Annotated in this window: 2 protein-coding genes and 1 tRNA gene; 1 reads left to right on the top strand and 2 read right to left on the bottom strand. The window is 28.1% G+C overall.

The window, feature by feature from the left end:
- Positions 1–470: 470 nt before the first annotated feature.
- Positions 471–689 (bottom strand): DUF3892 domain-containing protein, encoded by a 219-nt coding sequence (locus KPL38_RS19040; protein ID WP_216290708.1) that lies wholly within the window; start codon positions 687–689, stop codon positions 471–473.
- A 474-nt stretch (positions 690–1,163) separates the two neighbouring features.
- Between KPL38_RS19040 and KPL38_RS19035 the strand changes: the two genes are divergently transcribed.
- Positions 1,164–1,838 (top strand): uracil-DNA glycosylase, encoded by a 675-nt coding sequence (locus KPL38_RS19035; RefSeq protein WP_216290707.1) that lies wholly within the window; start codon positions 1,164–1,166, stop codon positions 1,836–1,838.
- 56 nt (positions 1,839–1,894) lie between these two features.
- On the opposite strand, the gene KPL38_RS19030 is transcribed toward KPL38_RS19035, so the two are convergent.
- A tRNA-Phe gene (locus tag KPL38_RS19030) sits at positions 1,895–1,970 on the bottom strand.
- Positions 1,971–2,004 lie beyond the last annotated feature (34 nt).

Below are 2,004 nucleotides of genomic sequence, written 5' to 3'. Positions count from 1 at the left end.
CTTTTAGTCTTACGACTAAATTTTACTTTATACTAAAGTAATTAACTGGTTAAAACAAAATATTATTTCATTTCTTTACCTATTCTCTGTTTAATTTTCAAAGACCAACTTAAATTGTCATCATGTGATGACTCATACTATTATATCAATTATTCTTAAGGTTGTCAACAGTTATTTAAAATAATTTAACTATTAATTCCTCATGATTCCTACTTCATCGATACTGAATTGCAACGACAAGTAATATATTATCATCTTTGGAGATAATGATTATTAATATTTTTCTTTAATACGACAATTATATACAATTACCTCTGTAATCCTACCAAATACTTATTTTTTTTCATGTTGACACACTAGGAAAAGTATACTTCATTTAAGTTAACACTACATATTCTTCCCACTATTGTAAAATGTAAGCCTTCAACATTTATAAAAATACATGTTGAAGAAAGCTTACAGCTTTAGTACTAGAAAATTGGAAGGTTATCTAAGTTATCTTCTCTTGTACTATTAGGTGAAGATTTTATAACCTCATTTCCATTCCTATTTTTACCAATAACCACTGACTCCACTGTCCCATTCTTTGCTAAAGCCACTGCTTTACTCACATCTAATTCTTCACCGGTACTAGTTAATACATTTGTAATATCTCCATCTGCATTTTTTCTTACCTTAACTATTTTCATTAAAATACATCTCCTAATCCATTAATATAAGTAGATTTAATATCTGTCATTTTTTGTTCTTATTGTTGTCCCATCGCCTTAACTTTCACACCACATATTTATTGTTTCCCTTTTACCATTATTTTATTACTACAATCTACAATCTACAAATTATATAATTGCTAAGTAAATCTATAATATAATAAAAGCATGTAAAAAGTTACATGCTTTTGTGATAACAGCTTTTATATTAATTAAAAATCAGATTGATATTTTGAAATATATAAAATAATTACTCCTTTATTGCAATTATTAATTATTGCATCACTTACTCTCTTTTTATATTCTGATACAATTAAAACGATTTTTTTCTGTTTAAACCATTTATAACTTTTTTATATCACTTAATGCTATACGCATAGAAATTAGAGTATATATACCTACTTACATCATAAAAGTTACTGCATTTATGATACACTTAGATGAGGTGATTTTATGAATGTTTTAGTAAATGATTGGAAGGAACTTTTATCAGACGAATTTAATAAAGATTATTACTTAAAATTGAGACGTTTTCTAATACGAGAATATCAAACAAAACAGATATATCCTAATGCGTATGATATATTTAATGCAATTAAATATACATCCTATAATGATGTAAAAGTTGTCATAATAGGGCAAGATCCCTACCATGGCTCCAACCAAGCTCATGGTTTAAGTTTTTCTGTAAAAGAGGGTACGCCTATTCCGCCTTCTTTGTTAAATATTTATAAAGAATTAAATAAAGATCTAGGTTGTTATATTCCTAATAATGGGTATTTAAAAAAATGGACTGATCAAGGTGTTTTATTATTAAACACTGTACTTACCGTTAGATCTGGAGAAGCTAATTCTCATAAAAATATGGGTTGGGAAAATTTCACGAATAGAATTGTTACTTTGTTAAATGAAAAAACAACCCCTATAGTCTTTATCTTATGGGGTAATAATGCTCAAGCAAAACAATCACTTTTAACAAATCCAATACATTACATAATAAAGTCTGTTCATCCAAGTCCATTATCCGCACACAGAGGTTTCTTTAACAGTAAACCTTTTTCCAAGACTAATGATTTTTTAATTTCAGTAGGTAAGAAAGTTATTGATTGGCAAATTGACGATATATAAATACAACATAAAACATAAATAAAAAAAAACGTCTTAGAATTATCTAAGACGTTTTTTGGTGGCTAGACCTGGAATCGAACCAGGGACACGAGGATTTTCAGTCCTCTGCTCTACCGACTGAGCTATTTAGCCACATTACCTGGCGACAACCTACTCTTCCACAAAG

The sequence above is a fragment of the Clostridium psychrophilum genome (genome assembly GCF_018861705.1).
Taxonomy (GTDB): Bacteria; Bacillota; Clostridia; order Clostridiales; family Clostridiaceae; genus Clostridium_AD; species Clostridium_AD psychrophilum.
The sequence above is the reverse complement of the archived record's forward strand: the minus strand, read 5'-3'. Positions and strand labels throughout refer to the sequence as shown.

What these genes read in the sequence shown, in the direction of transcription:
- KPL38_RS19040 (WP_216290708.1), bottom strand. Translation starts at nt 689, where the DNA reads ATGAAAATAGTTAAGGTAAGAAAAAATGCAGATGGAGATATTACAAAT.
- KPL38_RS19035 (WP_216290707.1), top strand. Translation starts at nt 1,164, where the DNA reads ATGAATGTTTTAGTAAATGATTGGAAGGAACTTTTATCAGACGAATTT.